Genomic DNA, 16,470 nt, shown 5'->3' with positions numbered 1-16,470 from the left:
GCCGGGCGACGTGTTCGGCGTAGGCGTCGTGGTCGACGGAGAGGTCCTCGCGGAAGGGGAGGGTGGTGGCGACCATGATCCCGCGCCAGGGGCGGGAGCGGTGCGCGGGCGGGGCGGGGGGCACGGGCTGCGCGGATCGCGCGGGCTGCGCCGGCCGGTCGGGGTGCGCGGAGGTCTGCGCGTGGGCCATGAAGGACTCCCTTGTGTGGTGTGTGACATTTTATTGATGGGGGCGAGGTCCACAAGGGGCACGCAGGAGCTCCGTACTGACGGATGATCAGGTCGTCGTGCGAGCGCGACCGGACCCCGGGGGAGACCCGCCCCCGCCCCGCCCGGATCATCGAATGCATGCTCGTCCTCTCCGTCTCCGTGCTCGCCCTGGCCGTGACCCTCGTCGGCGCCGTCGCGCGTCCGTTCCGCCTTCCCGAGGCCGCCTTCGCCCTCCCCGCCGCCGGGGCCGTCCTGGCCGTGGGCGCGGTCACGCCCGAGGCCGTGCGCGAGGAGGCCGGGCGGCTCGGGCCGGTGATCGGCTTCCTCGCGGCGGTCCTCGTCCTCGCCAGGCTCTGCGACGACGAGGGGCTCTTCCACGCCTGCGGCGCCTGGACCGCCCGCTGGGCCCGTCGCAGCCCCCGGCGGCTGCTCGGCGCCGTCTTCGGACTGGCCTCGCTGATCACCGCCGTCCTGAGCCTGGACGCGACGGTCGTGCTGCTCACCCCGGTCGTCTTCGCGACCGCCGCCCGGATGGGCGCCCGGCCGGGGCCCCACGCCTACGCGAGCGCCCACCTGTCCAACACGGCCTCGCTGCTCCTGCCCGTCTCGAACCTCACCAACCTGCTCGCGTTCACCGCCTGCGGGCTCGGTTTCACCCGGTTCGCGCTCCTGATGCTGCTCCCCTGGCTCGTCGCCGTCGCGGTCGAGTACGGCGTCTTCCGCCGCTTCTTCGCCCGGGACCTCGCCGCCCCCGCCACCCCCGCCGGGCCTCCGGAAGCCGTCGCCCCGCCGCTCTTCGCCCTGTGCACGGTGGCCGCGACGCTCGCCGGTTTCGGGCTCGCCCCGACGATCGGCCTCGACCCGGCCTGGGCGGCCGCGGCCGGCGCAGCGGTCCTGGCCGTGCGCGCCCTGGCCCGTCGCCGTACGACCCCGCGCGCGCTGGTCCGCTCGGCGGCGCTGCCCTTCCTCGCGTTCGTCCTCGCCCTCGGCGTGGTCGTCCGCGCCGTCGTCGACCAGGGCCTCGGCGCCGCGCTCGCCCACGTCCTCCCGGACGGCACCTCGCTCCCGGCCCTCCTCGGCACCGCCGCGGTCGCCGCGGTCCTGGCCAACCTGATCAACAACCTGCCCGCGACCCTGGCCCTGGTGCCGCTCGCGTCCGCCTCCGGCCCCGGCGCGGTGCTCGCGGTGCTGCTCGGGGTGAACATCGGGCCCAACCTCACGTACGCCGGATCGCTCGCCACGCTCCTCTGGCGCCGCATCGCCCACGAGCACGACCACCCCGTCGCCCTCGGCGAGTTCACCCGCCTCGGGCTGCTCACGGTCCCGGCCGCCCTCACCGCCTCGACGGTGGCGCTGTGGGTCTCGCTCCGACTGCTCGGCGCGTGAGCGGCGCGACCGGGTCCCGCCAGGGCGTCGTCGGGTGACGTCGGGTGCCGCCAGGGCGTCGTCGGGGTGCTCAGCCCACCGCCGACTCCGACTTCGGCTTCGGCCCGTCGACCCGGTCCCCCTCCCCGGCCCTTCCCCGCCGCCGTCGCGTCACCGCCGCCGCGATCGGCTCGGTGAAACGGGCCGTGAGGGGGCCGATGACGACGAGCACGAGCACGTACGCGGTGGCGAAGGGACCCAGTTGGGGCTGCACCCCGGCGGTGACGGCGAGCCCGGCGATGACGATGGAGAACTCGCCGCGCGCCACCAGCGTGCCGCCCGCCCGCCACCGGCCCTTCGCCCCGATCCCGGCGCGGCGCGCGGCCCAGTACCCGGTGGCGATCTTGGTCAGCGCGGTGACGACGGCGAGGGCGAGCGCCGGAAGGATGACCGGCGGAATGCTGGCGGGGTCGGTGTGCAGGCCGAAGAAGACGAAGAAGACCGCGGCGAACAGGTCGCGCAGCGGACTCAGCAGGGCGTGGGCGCCCTCGGCGACCTCGCCGGAGAGGGCGATGCCGACGAGGAACGCGCCGACGGCCGCGGAGACCTGGAGCTGCTGGGCGACGCCCGCGACGAGCAGGGTCAGCCCGAGGACCACGAGGAGCAGCTTCTCCGGGTCGTCGCTGGAGACGAAGCGGGAGATCAGACGTCCGTACCGGACGGCGACGAAGAGCACGGTCCCGGCCACGCCCAGGGCGATCGCGAGCGTCGCGCTGCCGGCGGCGAGTCCGACGCCGGCGAGGAGGGCCGTGACGATGGGCAGGTAGACGGCCATGGCGAGGTCTTCGAGGACCAGGACGCTGAGGATGACGGGCGTCTCGCGGTTGCCCAGGCGTCCGAGGTCGCCGAGGACCTTAGCGATGACGCCGGACGAGGAGATCCAGGTGACGCCGGCCAGCACGACGGCGGCGACCGGCCCCCAGCCGAGCAGCAGCGCGGCGGCCGCGCCGGGCAGCGCGTTGAGGGCGAAGTCGACGAGCCCCGCGGGGTACTGGGTCCTGAGGTTGGAGACGAGATCGCTCGCGGTGTACTCGAGGCCGAGCATGAGGAGCAGGAGCACCACGCCGATCTCGGCGCCGATGGCGACGAACTCCTCGCTCGCGCCGAACGGGAACAGTCCGCCCTCGCCGAAGGCGAGCCCGGCGAGGAGGTAGAGCGGGATCGGGGAGAACCGGAAGCGGCCGGCGAGCCGTCCGAGCAGGCCGAGGCCGAGGATGATGGCGCCGAATTCGATCAGGAAGACCGCGGAGTGCACGCCCCTCACTCCCGACCGAGGATCGCGGCGGCCGCGTCGACGCCCTCGCGGGTGCCGATGACGATGAGCGTGTCACCGCCGGCCAGCCGGAAGGCCGGGGTCGGGGACGGCATCGCCCCGGAGCGGCGCAGTACGGCGACGACGGAGGCCCCGGCCTCGGTGCGCATCCGCGTCTCGCCGAGCACGCGGCCGTTCCAGTACGAGTGCGCGGAGAGCTCGATCCGCTCGGCGACCAGGCCCAGGTCCGTGGTGTGCAGGACGTTCGGGCTGTGGTGGGCGGGCATCAGCGCGTCGATCAGCGAGGCCGTCTCCGTCTCCGTGAGGTGCAGCGACCGGTCGCAGGCGTCCGGGTCGTCGGCCCGGTAGACGTTCACGGTCCGGGTGCCGTCGCGGTGCGCGATGACCGAGAGGTGCCGGTGCTCCCGCGTGGTGAAGTCGTACTGGACGCCGATGCCGGGCAGGGGTGTCGTTCTCATCCGCGGAGCAGGCACGGGCCCGTCCCTCCAGGTGTCGTGACCGATGGTGGTGTCCGGGCATGGTGTCATCCGTCCGGCACCCCGGGACATGGGTGTCGGCACGGATGGACAAGCCCCGGAACACTGGTCAGGATGGGGCGGGGACATGGGTCCCTCCGCAGGTCAGAGGGCATGTGCGGGTGATGCGCGAGCAGGAGGGGGTGGCACCGTGTCGCTGTACCGGCGCCTCTTCCTGCTCAACGCCTCGGTCCTGGTCGTCGCCGTGCTGCTGCTGTTCGGTCCCGTCACGGTCTCCACGCCCGTGCTCCTCGGCGAGGCGCTCGTCCTCCTGGCGGGCCTGCTCGTCCTGCTCGCCGCCAACGCCTTCCTCCTCCGCGTCGGCCTCGCACCGCTCCAGCGCCTCACCCGGGCGATGCGCACGGCGGACCTGCTGCGGCCGGGCCGGCGCGCGGCCGTGACGGGGCACGGCGAGATCGCCGAGCTGACCCGTACGTTCAACACGATGCTCGACCGGCTCGAGGCGGAGCGGGCCGCGAGCACCGCGCGCGTGCTGTCCGCGCAGGAGACGGAGCGCCGGCGGATCGCGCGGGAGCTGCACGACGAGGTCGGCCAGACCCTCACCGCCGTGCTCCTCCAGCTGAAGCACGCGGCCGACCACGCCCCCGCCGAGCTGCGGACGGAGCTCCACCAGGCGCAGGAGACCACACGGGCCGGCCTGGACGAGATCCGCCGCATCGCCCGCCGCCTGCGACCGGGCGTCCTGGAGGAGTTGGGACTGCACAGCGCACTCAGGTCGCTGGCCTCCGAGTTCTCCACGCGCCGGCTGACCGTGCGGCTCCACGTCGACGCGGGGCTGCCGACGCTCGGCCCGGAGACGGAACTCGTGCTCTACCGGGTCGCCCAGGAGGGCCTGACGAACACGGCGCGCCACGCGGGCGCCACCCGCGTCGACCTCCGGCTGTGCTCGCTGCCCCGGGGCGGGGCGGGTCTGCTCGTACGGGACGACGGCCGCGGCATCGGCAGCGCCCCCGAGGGGGCGGGCCTCCGGGGCATGCGGGAGCGCGCCCTGCTGATCGGCGCCGAACTGACGGTCCGCGAGGGCGCGAACGGTGGAACGGAGGTCCGCCTGCACACGACGGGCGGTGGCACCGACAGGACCGGGGGCGCGATCGGAGGGGCGACCGACGGGACGACCGACGGGACGACCGGCGACGGACGGACGCCCGGAGACGCCACCGGCGACGGACGCGCGGACGAAGAGACCGCCGGAAGGGCGATGACGTCGTGACGGCCCGGACCCCTGCCTCCCCGACCCGCATCCTGCTCGCGGACGACCACGCCCTGGTACGCGGCGGGGTGCGCCTCATCCTCGACGCGGAACCGGACCTGACCGTCGTCGCCGAGGCGGCGGACGGGGCGGAGGCCGTCGCCCTGGCCCGCTCCGCGGACGTCGACCTGGCCGTCCTCGACATCTCCATGCCGCTGCGCACCGGCCTCCAGGCGGCCCGCGAACTCAGCCGCCTCCGACCCGAGCTGAGGATCCTGATCCTCACGATGTACGACAACGAGCAGTACTTCTTCGAGGCGCTCAAGGCGGGCGCGAGCGGCTACGTCCTGAAGTCCGTCGCCGACCGCGATCTGGTCGAGGCGTGCCGGGCGGCCGTCCGGGACGAGCCGTTCATCTGCCCGGGCGCGGAGACGGCCCTGATCCGCACGTACCTCGACCGGGCGGAACGGGGCGAACCGCTGCCGGACAGGGCCGTCACGGAACGCGAGGAGGAGATCCTCAAGCTCGTCGCCGAGGGCCACAGCTCCAAGGAGATCGGCGACCTCCTGGTCATCAGCCCGAAGACGGTCGAACGCCACCGCGCCAACCTCCTCCGGAAGCTCGGCATGCGCGACCGCCTCGAACTCACCCGCTACGCGATCCGCGTGGGCCTGATCGAGCCGTAGGGCCGTCAGGGCCTGTCGGCGCGCGAGCGGCCGGCCCCCTTGCCGGGGTTGTCCGGGGAGCGGCCACCGCCGCCGGCCGGCCGGGGCTCGGCGGGCGGGGTGCGGACGGAGCGGGGGTCGTGCCGGCAGTACCCGGGGACGGGCCCCCGCCGCCGACGGCGGACACGGACGCCCTTCCCTTGCCCTTCGTCTCCCCCTTGCCCTTCGTCTTCCCCTCCTCCTTCTCGACGGCACGGCAGAGCGCGTCCCCGCTCTTGCCGGAGAGCTCCGGGGGGTCCTTCTCGGGACGCAGGGGAGCGATCGTGCCGGGTGGTGCGGAGGTGCGGGCCGGGCCGCTCCTCGTCCCGGCCGTCGCGCCGGGCTTCGGGGGTTCGGGCGTGGAGCGGGTCGGCCGCGGTTCGGGGGGCGGGGCGGTGGTGCCGAGGAAGCGCTCGGGCAGGGCGTCGGCGGCGACGGCCACGCCGCCGAGCGTCACGCTCGCGACCAGCGCCGCCACGGCCGCCCTCAGCGAACGCCGGGGGCGTCGCCGCTCGGGGGCCGGGGTCCAGTCGTCGCGGTCGCGGGTGGGCAGCGACGCGTGGAGGCCCGCGTCACGGGCCTCCCGGAAGGCGGCGCGCGCGCCCTCCTCGCCGGCGACGGCACCGCTCCCGTCCCCCCGCTCGCCGCTCAGAGCGGCCCTCAGCAGCTCCGCCGTCTTCCCGTCCCGCGGCTCCTCACGCATTCGTCACCTCCCTCTCCCCGCGAGTTGCTTCGCAAGTCGCCTCAATCCCCTATGTGCGGCGGACCGTACCGCACCGGGACGCTTGCCCAGCACTCGGGCGGCCGAGGGGCCGTCGAGACCGACGACGACCCGGAGCAGCACGGCCTCGGCCTGGTCCTGCGGGAGGCCCGCGACGAGGGCGAGGGCCCGCTCCGTCGACAGCGCGTCCAGCGCCTCGTCGGCCGCGTCGGCGGCGGCCGGAAGCTCGAGGAGGTCCTGCCCGAACCGGGCGGGCCCGGGCCTGGCCCGTACGCGCCGCAGGTGGTCGAGGGCCCGGTGGCGGGCGATGGTCGCGGTCCAGCCGCGGAAGCCCGCGCCGTCGCCGCGGAACCGGCCGAGGTCCCGGGCGATCTCCAGCCACGCGTCGGAGGCGACGTCCTCGGCCTCCTCGGCGACGATCCCGCGCAGGTGGCCGAGCAGTCCGGGGTGGACGATCCGGTAGGCCTCCGCGAACGCCTCCTCGTCCCCCCGCTGGGCCCGCTCGACGGCCTCGGCGAGACGGGCGTCACGGTCCGAGCCGAACCGGGCGTCACGGTCCGAGCCGAACCGGGCGTCACGGTCCGAGCCGAACCGGGCGTCACGGTCCGAGCCGAACCGGGCGTCGCGCTCGGGGTCGTGCGCCGTGGCGGACGCGTGCCCCGTTCCCTCGCCCACCCGACCCTCTTCACACCCCGTACACCCACGGACCCCGGCCCTCACGGAACAACCGGAGGACGTCCATCCTGTCAGACGGCCAACGGGCCTCTCCCGACACCCTGTCGGGGGCGGCGGGGGACGGTCCGCGTCACGACCGGGTAGGGCGTCGCCCGGGCGGAGCGAGGCCCTCACCGTTCACCGGTGACCGCCCTTCCCCGTGAACGTGGCGCAATCCGCCAAGTGTTCCAGCGGATCGGCCTCGCGAAACATCACGGGCCGACAGAGTGACCCTGATCACAGCGGAGGCGAACACTCCCTGCGATCAAGCGAGTTGCTGGAGCATGAGGAGGCGCCAAAGCACCCGTAAGCGGTCACCGGTCGATGGATCCAGCCAGCCTCGGGGGACGAGCACAAATTTCACACAATCTCTCTTCATACCGGCCCGTGATGCTCTAGATTGACCGTGCTTCAGCTGTTCGGACACGAGGCGACCACTAACGATCCATAGGTCCGGTCCTGCGGAAGGCCACGAACCGGCTCCGCGGAACCTGGCATGGGGATGATCGGTTCCGGGGGCCCGAAAGGGGCGTCGGGTGCGGGGAGCACCCGGGGTCCCGACGGATCCCCACGCATCTCGAATGCCCGGCGGGGCGGGCAGGTCCGCTGCCGCCGGGGCGAGTTGTTCAAGAAGCTCTGAAAGAGCCGGGATGTCATGCGCCGGGGAGGGCGGGGGCCTCCCGGGAGTGTCGGGCGCACACGTCGTACCACTGGGGACCTGGGGGGTTCTGTGCGGCAAGGGGGACTTGTCAGCCCGTTTCCGTCTGCGCGCGAGCGCCTGGCGGACGGGGCGATCAGCCGGCCCGCGATCGAGTGGGAGCAGCGCTACCGCCGTACCGTGATCATCGGTGACACCGTGACCACCGCCTTCGTGGTGACGGCGATCGGCGACTTCTTCGGAGTCCGTGACGCGGCCAACTGGCACGAGAAGTGGGGAATCCTCGCGTTCGGCACGCAACTGCTGGTGCTGGGAGCGCTGGCGGTGAACCGGGCGTGGGCGCCCGCCGTGCTCGGCCAGGGCGCCGAGGAGTTCCGCCGGCTCGGGCGCTCCCTGTTCACGGCGACCGTCGTCCTGGCGCTCGGCGGGATCGCCCTCACCTCGCGCAACATCAAGCTCTGGATCTTCGTCGCGATCCCCGCGATCGCCCTCGTCACCATGACCGTGCGGTACCTGCTGCGCCTCTGGCTGCACAAGGAGCGGAAGGAAGGGCGGTGTCTGCGGCCGGTGCTGGCCGCCGGGAGCCCGGACACCGTGCGCGACCTGATCACCCGGACCCGCAAGTTCCCGCACCTCGGCTGGCGCGTGGAGGCGGTGTGCACGACCGACGGTCGCGGCCTCGACGGCGACCTGCTGGACGGGGTGCCGGTCGTCGGACGGCTCGCGGACGTCGCCAAGCACGTCCGCCACGACGGCTACCGGGTCGTCGCGGTCACCCCGGACCCGCACTGGTCACCGGACCGACTGCGGCGGCTGGCCTGGAACCTGGAGGGCAGCGACGCCGAGATGGTCGTGGCGCCCGTCCTCATGGAGGTGGCCGGCCCGCGGCTGCACGTCGACGCGGTGCTCGGGATACCGCTGCTGCGGGTCAGCATGCCGACCTTCACCGGCGGCCGCCGGGCGATCAAGGGGGTCGTCGACCGGTTGGGCGCGGCGGTCCTGCTGCTCCTGTTCGCGCCGCTGATGGTGCTGGTCGCGCTGCTCGTGCTGCTGGACAGCCGGGGCGGGGCGTTCTACCGGCAGCGCAGGGTCGGCAAGGACGGCCGCGAGTTCACCATCCTCAAGTTCCGCACCATGGTCACCGGGGCCGACGGGGCGGCGCGTGCCGCGTTGGCCGAGCGCAACGAGGGCGCGGGGCCGCTGTTCAAGCTCCGCCGGGACCCGCGGGTGACCCGGGTGGGGGCGGTGCTCCGCCGGTACTCGATCGACGAGCTCCCGCAGCTCCTCAACGTGCTCACCGGGTCGATGTCGCTCGTCGGGCCGCGGCCGCCGTTACCGGAGGAGTCCGCCGCGTACGGCCCGGACATCCGGCGGCGTCTCCTCGTCAAGCCCGGCCTCACCGGCCTGTGGCAGATCAGCGGGCGCAGCGACCTGCCGTGGGAGGAGGCCGTCCGCCTCGACCTGCGGTACGTGGAGGACTGGTCGCTCGCCCTGGACACGGTGATCTTGTGGAAGACGCTGCGCGCGGTGCTCTACGGGCAGGGGGCCTATTGATGCTCGGGGGGCGGCGCCGGCGTACGGCCGGAGCTCGGACCGCAGGCCGGAGGGGCCTGCCTGGGGGGAGGAACGGGTCGTGAGGATCAGCGTTTTCGGGCTCGGCTACGTGGGCTGCGTGTCGGCCGCGTGCCTGGCCAGCATGGGCCACGAGGTCATCGGGGTGGACGTCAACCAGGTCAAGGTCGACCTGGTCAACGGCGGCAAGGCCCCGGTGGTCGAGGAGGGGATCGGCGAGCTCGTCGCCGAGGTCGTGCGGACCGGGGCGCTCCGCGCCACCGGTGACGTCCGCGAGGCGATCACGGGCAGCGAGGTGTCGCTGATCTGCGTGGGCACGCCGTCCGAGCCCAACGGCAGCCTGTGCACCACGTACTTGGAGCGGGTCACCGAGGAGATCGGCGCCGCGATCGCCGAGCGGGGCGGGCGGCACACCGTCGTGTTCCGCAGCACCATGCTCCCGGGCACCTGCCTGAACCTGCTGGTGCCGATCCTGGAGAAGAACGTCGGCGGCACGGCCGGGGTGGACGTCGGGGTCGCGGTCAACCCGGAGTTCCTGCGCGAGGGCACGAGCGTGCGGGACTTCTTCGACCCGCCGAAGACCGTCATCGGCGAGCTCGACGCGGCGAGCGGCGACGTGGTGGCGGCGCTGTACGAGGGCCTGCCCGGCGAGGTGTTCCGGGTGCCGGTCCCGACGGCCGAGGCGATCAAGTACGCCGACAACGCCTTCCACGGCCTCAAGATCGGCTTCGCGAACGAGCTGGGCGCGGTGTGCCAGGCGCTCGGGGTGGACTCGCACCAGGTCATCGACGTGTTCCTGGCCGACCGCAAGCTGAACATCAGCCCCGCCTATCTGCGGCCCGGCTTCGCCTTCGGCGGCTCCTGCCTGCCCAAGGACCTGCGCAGCCTCGTCCACGCGGCGCAGCGGGCCGACGTCTCGGTGCCCATCCTCTCCCACGTGCTGCCGTCCAACGCCGACCACCTGCAGCGCGCGGTGGAGCTGGTCGAGCGCACCGGCAAGCGCCGGGTGGGCCTGTTCGGCCTCTCCTTCAAGCCCGGCACCGACGACCTCCGCGAGAGCCCGCTCGTCGAGCTGGCGGAGCGGCTCTTCGGCAAGGGCTACGACCTGCGGATCTACGACGCCAACGTGCACCTCTCCCGGCTGCTCGGCGCGAACCGCGAGTACATCGAGTCCCGGCTGCCGCACCTGGCGCAGCTGCTCACGGACTCCGTCGACGAGGTGCTGGAGCACGCCGAGGTCTGCCTGGTCGGGACCAGGGACCCGGCCGTGGTGTCGGCCCTTCCGCACGGTGACGGTCCGGTGATCGTCGACCTCATCCACCTTCCCGACGCCGAGGCGCGGCGGGCCGAACCGGGGTACATGGGCCTTGCTTGGTAACACGACCGGTGGCGGCCGGCGGGAACGCCGCGCGCTGATCCTGGTGGAGAACCTGTCGGTGCCGTTCGACCGGCGGGTGTGGCAGGAGTGCACGACGCTGCGCGACGCGGGCTGGCAGGTGAACGTCATCTGCCCCCAGGGCGGCAAGCGGGACACCGAGCCGTTCGCGGAGATCGACGGGATACGGATCCACCGCTACCCGCTGCGCGCGGCCACCGGAGGGCCGGCCGGATACCTGAAGGAGTACGGATCGGCGCTGTGGCACACCTTCCGGCTGGCCCGGAAGGTCGGCCCGGTCCACGTGGTCCACGCCTGCAACCCGCCCGACCTGCTGTTCCTGCCGGCCCTGTGGCTGAAGCGGCGCGGCACGCGGTTCGTCTTCGACCAGCACGACCTGGTGCCCGAGCTGTACCTGTCCCGGTTCGACCGCGGCAAGGACCTGCTCTACCGCGGCGTGTGCGCGCTGGAGCGGCTGACCTACCGGACCGCGGACGTCGTGCTCGCCACGAACGAGAGCTACCGGGACGTCGCGGTGCGCCGTGGCGGCCGGCGCCCGGAGGACGTCTTCGTGGTGCGCAGCGCGCCCGACGTCGACCGGTTCCATCCCGTGCCGGCCGAGCCGGAGCTGAAGCGCGGCAAACCCCATCTGCTGTGCTACCTCGGCGTCATGGGGCCGCAGGACGGCGTCGACTACGCCCTGCGGGCCCTCGCCAAGCTGCGCGACGAGCTCGGACGGACCGACTGGCACGCGGTGTTCGTCGGCGGCGGCGACACCTTCGACGCGATGGTGGAGCTGTCCCGGCGGCTCGGGCTCTCGGAGCAGGTGGAGTTCACCGGGCGCATCCCGGACGCCGACCTGGCGCGCTACCTGTCCACGGCCGACGTGTGCCTCTCCCCCGACCCGCACAATCCGCTCAACGACGTGTCGACCATGAACAAGGTCCTGGAGTACATGGTCATGGGCCGGCCGATCGTCTCGTTCGACCTCCGGGAGGCGCGGGTCTCCGCCGGTGACGCCGCCGTCTACGCGTCCGCCGACGACGAGACCGAGTTCGCCGGGCTCGTCGCGCAGCTGCTCGACGACCCGGAGAAGCGGGCCCTCATGGGCAAGATCGGCCAGGAGCGGATCAGCGGACCGCTCTCCTGGCGGAACTCCCAGCGGGCCCTGCTCGCCGCCTACGCCGCGGCCTGCCGCCCCCACGCTCCGGCGTCCGCGGGCGGCCCCGACGGGGAAGGGACGAGGCCGCTCCGTTGAGCGATGACACGATACGCCTGGCCACGATCGGGCGGATTCTCCGCCGGCGCCGGCGGCTGCTCGCCGTCCTCGTCGTGCTGGGCGCGCTCGTCGGCCACGGCACCTCCCTGCTGCTCCCGCCGCGCTACACGACGTCCGCGTCCGTGCTGCTGCCGGGGGCGTGGGAGGAGCGCGAGCTGCTGACGCAGGCGCAGGTCGCGACCAGTTCGGTGGTGATCGACCGCGCGGCGTCCGCGCTCCACTGGCCGGGGGTCGGCACCACCGAGCTGAAGGAGCGGGTGACCGCCAAGGCCTCCGAGGGAAACATCATCGAGATCTCGGGCACCGCCGACACGCCCGAGCGCGCCCAGCAGCTCTCCGACCAGGTGGCCGAGCAGTTCGTCGCCTTCGCCGCGCGGATCGTGGGCGACAACGCCGACCCCGAGGCGGCGGCGCGGCTCGAAACCCTGCGGCGGACCGTCGCGCAGACCGGACGGCGCATCACCGAGCTGTCCGAAGCGGCCGGTTCGGGGCGGTCCGTGGAGAGCGTGCAGACCCGCACCGAGCTGGAGGGGCTGCGCACCGCGCTGCAGGAGTCCATCGAGAAGCTGGGCCGGGCCGACCCCACGTCGAGCAAGGCCCACATGGTCGTCATGGGTCCGGCGGCCCGGCCCACCGGCGAGGCACCGCCGACGCGGATCCAGCTCGTCGCCGTCGGGGCGCTGTCGTTCTTCCTGATCGCGGTGACGGGCCATCTCACGGCGGCGCGGAGGAGCCGTCGGCTGCGCACCGAGGGGGAGATCGCCGGGGCCCTCGGCGTGGCGCTCCTCGGCTCCGTCGATGTGCCCGCCGAGCGGAAGGCGTACCGGCCGGAGGGGCGCGGCCCGCGGGCCTGGGTCCGCCGGCTCCTCGGGACCGACGTCCGGTGGGACGTCCCGCCCCCGCGGACCTCGGGCGACGAGGCCGGCCGGCGGACCCGGCACCGGCGGGTGTGCGCCCGTCTCCGGGACCGGCTGCCGGCCGCCCGGCCGCTGCTCGTCGTCGTCCCGGACGGCGACCCGATCGCCCGCCGGGCCGCCGGGGAGCTCGTCGCCGAGGCCGACGGCGATCCGGTGCTGCGGGTGGTGGGCGTCTCGGTGTCGGAGCCGATGGTGCCGGACCACGACGACGCGTCCGGTGCGCTCGTCGTGCTCAGCGCGGGCAACTGGACGGCCGGTGAGCTCTCCGGCATCGCCGAGGCGTGCGCGGACGCCGGGCACGAGGTCGTCGGCGTCGTCCTGGCCGGCACGGTCCGGATCCGTACGAAGGGGCCCGCAGGCCGGCCCCGGGAGGCCGCGACGCCGGTGCTCGCCGTGGGCGCCGACGCGACGGGAGGTTCGGCGTGACGACACGTACGACCGCGGAGTCTCCGGTCGCCGCTCCCCTGGTCGACCTGCACTCCCTGGTGGTGGCGGTGCTCGGACGCCGTCGGCTCTGGGGTTCGCTCGCGCTGCTCGGCCTCGTCCTCGGCGCGGCGGTGGCGGTCCTGCTGCCGGCGCCGCCGACCGCGATGACGAAGGTCCTCGTCGCCCGGCAGGAGGACCAGCCGAACGACCCCGGGACGCTGATCCGCACCGATGTCGCGCTGCTGCAGACCACCCGGATCGCCGGTGACGCCCTGAAGGCCCTCAAGTCCTCCGAGAAGCCCGAGGACTTCATGAAGGACTACGAGGGACTCGGCCTCACCAACAACCTGCTGCAGATCAACGCGACGGGTGACAGCGACGCCGACGCGGTGGCCCGTGTGAAGGCGCTGGCCGACGCGTTCGTCGCGGACCACGTGCGACGGATACGGCAGGCCGCGAACGCCGACGCCAAGGCCCTGCTCGACCAGCGGGACCGGCTGAAGGACGAACTCGCCCAGGTCAACGCGGAGATCGGGGACGAGTCGCCGCAGGGCACGGCGAAGGCCTCGGCGAACACGGAGTCGCTGTTCTCCCGACGGGCCGAACTCACCTCGCGCATCTCCGACTTCGGTCAGCGCGCCGAGGAGGCCCGGATCGGCACGCCCCGGCTGGTCTCCGGCACGCAGATCGTCGACGCCCCGCGGCCGGTCAGGCGCTCCCTGCCCAAGACCCTCGCCAAGGACGCCGGGATCGGGCTGGTCCTCGGGCTCGCCCTGGGGCTCGCGGTGGCGGCCGTCGGCACGGTGGTGGCGGACCGTCCCGTGCTGCGCCGGGAGATTGCGGCGCACCTCGGAGCCTCGGTGATCGCCGAGCTGCCCGGCCGGCCGGACCGGTGGTGGCGGCGCCGCAGGACCCGGACGGCACGGACCCGGCTCACCGCGTCCCTGGCCCGGACCGCACGCGGCTCCGCGGAGCCGATGTCCCTCCTCGAACTGGGCTGCGCGGACGGCGCGTGCGTGATCGCGCTCGACCTCGCCGGGTCCCTGGGCGCGGAGGGGCCGGTGGTGGTCGTCGACGGTCTGCCCGGCCCGGAGCTCTCCGGCCGCCGGCCGCGGCCCGGTGACCCGACCGTGGTCGGTCTGGAGCGTGCCGCGGCCGTGGCGCACCAGGAGCGCCGGATCGGCGTCGGCTCGGTGGGGCCCGGCGCGGCGTGGACCGACCTGCCGTACCTGGGGACGCGGACCGTGCTCGTCGTACGGGCCGGGCACGGCAGCGCTGCCTGGCTGCACACCGTGGCGCGGCAACTCGCCGACCAGCGCGTCCTCGTGCTCGGTGTGGTGCTGATCGACCCCGATCCGCGTGACCGGACCGACGGCACGCTGTGGGACGGGGGGCCGCAGGCCGCGCCGCGCGGCCGGAACGAGGGGCCTGCCCGGGCGAACGGCACGGGCCGGCGGCGGAGGGAGCGTCTGCCCGCGTGGGCGACGGTCCCGGACAGCGACCAGGAGGCGCGGTAACACATGTGTGGCATCGCAGGCACGTACCGATGGCCTGACGGGAAGGAAGTGACCGACCGGCTCACCGAGACCCTCGCGCATCGCGGTCCGGACGGGGCCGGCCGGTACGGCCACCCCGTCGGTGACGGCGAAGTGCACCTGGGGCACCGCCGGTTGTCGATCGTCGACCTGTCCGAGACCGGCGCCCAGCCGATGGCCTCGGGCGGCCTCGTCCTGACGTACAACGGCGAGCTGTACAACGCGCCCGAGCTGCGCGCCGAGCTGGCGGCGGCCGGGGTGCGCTTCCGCGGCACCTCCGACACGGAGGTGCTCCTGGAGGCGTGGCGGCGGTGGGGCACGGACTGTCTGCCGCGGCTGCGCGGCATGTTCGCGTTCGGGATCTTCGACGAGCGCACCGGCGAGCTGGTGCTCGCCCGCGACCAGCTGGGCATCAAGCCGCTGTTCCTGCTGCGGCGCGGCGAGGGCCTGGTGTTCGCCTCCGAGCTGAAGGCGCTCGCCGCCGTGACCGGCGGCTCCCTGGAGGTGGACCACGCGGCCCTGGTGGCCTCGCTGCTCTACTACTGGGTGCCGGACTCGCGGTGCGCGTTCCGCGGGGCGGAGAAGCTGCCGCCGGGGAGCTGGCTGCGGTGCCGGCCCGACGGACGGGTGGAGCGCGGCCGGTTCTGGCACCTGAAGGACGTCGCCGCCGAGGGCCGGGAGCGGGCCCTGGCCGGCGAGCTGCCGGATCTCGCCGCGATCGTCGAGGAGTCGACCCGGCGCCACCTGCTGTCCGACGTGCCCGTGGCGACCTTCCTCTCGGGTGGGCTCGACTCCAGCTACCTGACGGCGCTCGCGGCCCGTGAGCGGCCCGGGATCTCGGCCTACACGATCGGGTTCCGCGCCGAGGACGCCAAGTTCGAGGCGATGCCGGACGACCTGCGCTACGCCCGGCAGGTGGCCGAGCGGTTCGGCGTCGACCTGCGCGAGATCGAGATCGCCCCGGACGTGCTCGACCTGCTGCCCCGGATGACGTACCACCTGGACGAGCCGATCGGCGACCCCGCCGCGATCAACACCTTCCTGATCTGCTCGGCCGCCCGGGAGGCCGGGGTGAAGGTGATGCTGTCGGGGATGGGTGCCGACGAGCTGTTCGCCGGGTACCGCAAGCACCTGGCCAACCTGATCGCGCTGCGCTACCAGCGCGTGCCGCGGCCCCTGCGGAGCGGCGTGTCCAAGGCCGTCGACCTGCTGCCGGTGGCCTCGGCCCGCCGCGGGTACCGGTCGGTGCGCTTCGCGAAGCGGTTCCTGTCGTTCGCCGACCTGCCGGAGGAGACGGCGTTCCGGCGGAGCTACACCATGTACGACCGGGACGAGCTGCTCGGCCTGATCGATCCGGACCTGGCCGGGACGGTCGACGACGTGCTGGCCGAGCACGCGGACGTGTACGAGGACAACGCGCTCGACGACTTCGTCAACCGCATGTGCCTGGGCGACGCCCGGATGTTCCTGCCGGGCCTGAACCTGGCGTACACGGACCGGTCGAGCATGGCCGCGTCGACCGAGGTGCGGGTGCCGTACGTGGACGTCGAGGTGGTCAGGGCGGCGTTCACCGTGCCCGGCGACCGCAAGATCGTCGGACGGCAGGGCAAGGCGGTCCTCAAGGAGGCGGCCTCCTCGGTCCTGCCCCGGGAGATCGTGTACCGGCCCAAGGGCCTCTTCAGCGCCCCGCTGCGCGCCTGGATGAGCCGCGACCTGGCCCCGCTGGTGCGCGAGGTGATCCACGACGGCGAGCTCGTCCGCTCCGGCTTCCTGCGCCGCGACGCCCTGGCGCGCCTCGCCGCCGAGGACGCGGCCGGGCACCGGGACCACTCCAAGCATCTGTGGCACGTGCTGACCCTCGAGTACTGGTACCGCGGCGCGACCTCCGGGTCCGGTCGGACCGCTTCCTTGACTGCGTAGAGAACAAGAGGACTTC

13 protein-coding genes and 1 pseudogene are annotated in these 16,470 nt (G+C 73.8%); 9 read left to right on the top strand and 5 right to left on the bottom strand.

Annotated elements, in window-relative coordinates; translation table 11 throughout:
- Window positions 1-190: pseudogene (locus ACZ66Z_RS22570) on the bottom strand (hypothetical protein); the annotation flags it as partial.
- A gap of 158 nt (window positions 191-348) precedes the next feature.
- Here ACZ66Z_RS22570 and ACZ66Z_RS22565 point away from each other — a divergent pair.
- Window positions 349-1,596, top strand: coding sequence for an SLC13 family permease (locus ACZ66Z_RS22565; protein WP_469936602.1), 1,248 nt, complete (start codon window positions 349-351; stop codon window positions 1,594-1,596).
- A 70-nt stretch (window positions 1,597-1,666) separates the two neighbouring features.
- Here the strand turns inward: ACZ66Z_RS22565 and ACZ66Z_RS22560 are convergent, their stop codons facing one another.
- On the bottom strand, window positions 1,667-2,890 hold the full coding sequence (locus tag ACZ66Z_RS22560; protein WP_469936601.1) for a cation:proton antiporter: 1,224 nt from the start codon (window positions 2,888-2,890) through the stop codon (window positions 1,667-1,669).
- Window positions 2,891-2,895: 5 nt separating this feature from the next.
- Window positions 2,896-3,381, bottom strand: coding sequence for a cation:proton antiporter regulatory subunit (locus ACZ66Z_RS22555; RefSeq protein WP_469936600.1), 486 nt, complete (start codon window positions 3,379-3,381; stop codon window positions 2,896-2,898).
- A gap of 193 nt (window positions 3,382-3,574) precedes the next feature.
- On the opposite strand from ACZ66Z_RS22555, the gene ACZ66Z_RS22550 reads away from it, so the two are divergent.
- A complete protein-coding gene (locus ACZ66Z_RS22550; RefSeq protein ID WP_469936599.1) occupies window positions 3,575-4,654 on the top strand; it encodes a HAMP domain-containing sensor histidine kinase in 1,080 nt (359 codons plus the stop codon).
- Entirely contained in the window at window positions 4,651-5,319 is a 669-nt protein-coding gene (locus tag ACZ66Z_RS22545; RefSeq protein ID WP_469936597.1) for a response regulator, read from the top strand. The genes ACZ66Z_RS22550 and ACZ66Z_RS22545 overlap by 4 nt, the downstream gene beginning before the upstream one ends.
- On the opposite strand, the gene ACZ66Z_RS22540 is transcribed toward ACZ66Z_RS22545, so the two are convergent.
- Window positions 5,279-6,040, bottom strand: coding sequence for a hypothetical protein (locus tag ACZ66Z_RS22540; protein ID WP_469936595.1), 762 nt, complete (start codon window positions 6,038-6,040; stop codon window positions 5,279-5,281). The genes ACZ66Z_RS22545 and ACZ66Z_RS22540 overlap by 41 nt on opposite strands.
- A 3-nt stretch (window positions 6,041-6,043) precedes the next feature.
- A complete protein-coding gene (locus ACZ66Z_RS22535; RefSeq protein WP_469936593.1) occupies window positions 6,044-6,733 on the bottom strand; it encodes an RNA polymerase sigma factor in 690 nt (229 codons plus the stop codon).
- Window positions 6,734-7,502: 769 nt separating this feature from the next.
- Between ACZ66Z_RS22535 and ACZ66Z_RS22530 the strand changes: the two genes are divergently transcribed.
- From ACZ66Z_RS22530 to asnB, 6 genes are all read left to right on the top strand, one after another.
- Entirely contained in the window at window positions 7,503-8,984 is a 1,482-nt protein-coding gene (locus tag ACZ66Z_RS22530) for a sugar transferase (RefSeq protein ID WP_469936591.1), read from the top strand.
- 79 nt (window positions 8,985-9,063) lie between these two features.
- The gene (locus ACZ66Z_RS22525) at window positions 9,064-10,380 is read left to right on the top strand and encodes a nucleotide sugar dehydrogenase (protein ID WP_469936589.1); all 1,317 of its coding nucleotides are present in this window, start codon (window positions 9,064-9,066) and stop codon (window positions 10,378-10,380) included.
- The gene (locus ACZ66Z_RS22520; protein ID WP_469936587.1) at window positions 10,370-11,635 is read left to right on the top strand and encodes a glycosyltransferase family 4 protein; all 1,266 of its coding nucleotides are present in this window, start codon (window positions 10,370-10,372) and stop codon (window positions 11,633-11,635) included. Before ACZ66Z_RS22525 ends, ACZ66Z_RS22520 begins: the two co-directional genes overlap by 11 nt.
- Window positions 11,632-12,999, top strand: coding sequence for a Wzz/FepE/Etk N-terminal domain-containing protein (locus ACZ66Z_RS22515; protein WP_469936585.1), 1,368 nt, complete (start codon window positions 11,632-11,634; stop codon window positions 12,997-12,999). Before ACZ66Z_RS22520 ends, ACZ66Z_RS22515 begins: the two co-directional genes overlap by 4 nt.
- The gene (locus ACZ66Z_RS22510) at window positions 12,996-14,516 is read left to right on the top strand and encodes a Wzz/FepE/Etk N-terminal domain-containing protein (RefSeq protein ID WP_469936584.1); all 1,521 of its coding nucleotides are present in this window, start codon (window positions 12,996-12,998) and stop codon (window positions 14,514-14,516) included. Before ACZ66Z_RS22515 ends, ACZ66Z_RS22510 begins: the two co-directional genes overlap by 4 nt.
- 3 nt (window positions 14,517-14,519) lie before the next feature.
- On the top strand, window positions 14,520-16,454 hold the full coding sequence (gene asnB, locus ACZ66Z_RS22505) for an asparagine synthase (glutamine-hydrolyzing) (RefSeq protein ID WP_469936582.1): 1,935 nt from the start codon (window positions 14,520-14,522) through the stop codon (window positions 16,452-16,454).
- The last annotated feature ends 16 nt before the right edge of the window (window positions 16,455-16,470 follow it).

It is taken from the genome of Streptomyces sp. NPDC107498, assembly GCF_055582805.1.
This window is presented reverse-complemented; position numbering and strand designations above follow the sequence as displayed.